We start from the raw sequence: 1,275 nt of genomic DNA on the forward strand, positions 1-1,275 counted from the left end.
ATCTCGCCCTCCACCCAAACATCCGTGTACTGGCGCTCGAGTTGGGTGCGCACGGACGTGACCAGATCGCGCACGGGCCAGATGCGGCGTTCTGGCGGCGAGAAGCTGAAATCAAATTGTGCCTGGTTCCCCACTACCCGAAAGTGTAAACCAAGCAGGGCAGCAACGCGTCTCGAACTCCATGTCCCCCGAGGCCGCCCGGTTCCAACTGAGAATTCGCAGGACACAATCCTCCGGGCCCTTCAGCACTTATCGCGCCCGGTCCCGAGTACAGGAGTGGATTATTCCGAGCATAGGCGTATCCATTCCAAGCTTGTGGATCGTCCATGTAGAGAAATCCACTCTCCTGCTCGGGATCAGGGGACAGGAATCATTGGAGCCATAGTACCTAGCTCCGAAGTAGTCGAGGCCGGTTTCTGCATCGTTCTTTGCCGGTGAACTGTGATGCACAACGCGGCACGTCGTCGTAGATGTAGGCGGTCGGCATCGTTGATCAAGGCAAGGTGCCGGATGACTGTTGCCGACGAATGGAATCGAGCCAAAATACCTGTCAGCAACTGTGTGCATCCTGTCAGCCCATCTCATCCCGACCGTTTCCAAGGGCTTTTCCAGTTTAAGCTGCTTTAGCAGATCGGAAGCGTCTTCCTCAATCTCTTCATCTCCTTCCAGCAGCCATTCGTATGTATCATTCGGCGCAAGCTTAAATCGACCACGGACCGCTCGAGACTTGTAGTGGTCATACACGACCGATGGGATGTTTAGTGCCACGCCCGCTTCAGCAAAGAACGACACAAACTCATCGCGAGAAAGTCCAGCGTGCCTTGCCATCCGGAACTGCTCAATGAGAAAGCCGAAAGCAACGCACAGCAGGACACCGCCCCCGATCACGAGTACAACGATCCACATCGTATTCATGGCTTCTGCCAGACAGTATCCGGCGTATCCCGCTGCCGTTCCAACATGAGGAAGGTAACGCCCCGGTGCCCCAGGTTCACGCTGTGCAGTTCGGCGTTAACCTGGGATGAGGATACTCTCGATCCCGGCCGCGTCCGCTTTTTTGTCTTCTCGCCGGATCACCGGCGAAAGTGGCTGACCAGCCACAGCACCAGCGACAGCAGGACGCTGATGACGATTGACGTCATGAGTGGAAAGTAAACTACCGTGTTCTTGCCGCGATAGGTGATATCGCCGGGCAACCGTCCAATGGGCAGATTGAGGCGTCCGGCAACGAGCAGGAGCACGCCGACCAGCAATAGCACAGCTCCGAAGATAATC

The 1,275-nt window shown here is 56.3% G+C and carries 2 protein-coding genes; both read right to left on the reverse strand.

The genetic code is table 11. The features are described from left to right. Positions 1 to 249: 249 nt before the first annotated feature. A complete protein-coding gene (locus VN622_00050) occupies positions 250 to 915 on the reverse strand; it encodes a hypothetical protein (protein HWR34244.1) in 666 nt (221 codons plus the stop codon). A gap of 158 nt (positions 916 to 1,073) precedes the next feature. Further along, positions 1,074 to 1,274: a DUF2905 domain-containing protein gene (locus VN622_00055; protein HWR34245.1), complete on the reverse strand. Its 201-nt coding sequence runs from the start codon at positions 1,272 to 1,274 to the stop codon at positions 1,074 to 1,076. Position 1,275: the final 1 nt, after the last annotated feature.

Source organism: Clostridia bacterium (assembly GCA_035561135.1).
In the GTDB taxonomy this organism is placed as follows: domain Bacteria; phylum Acidobacteriota; class Terriglobia; order Terriglobales; family Acidobacteriaceae; genus DATMYA01.

What these genes read in the sequence shown, in the direction of transcription:
- VN622_00050 (HWR34244.1), bottom strand. Translation starts at nt 915, where the DNA reads ATGAATACGATGTGGATCGTTGTACTCGTGATCGGGGGCGGTGTCCTG.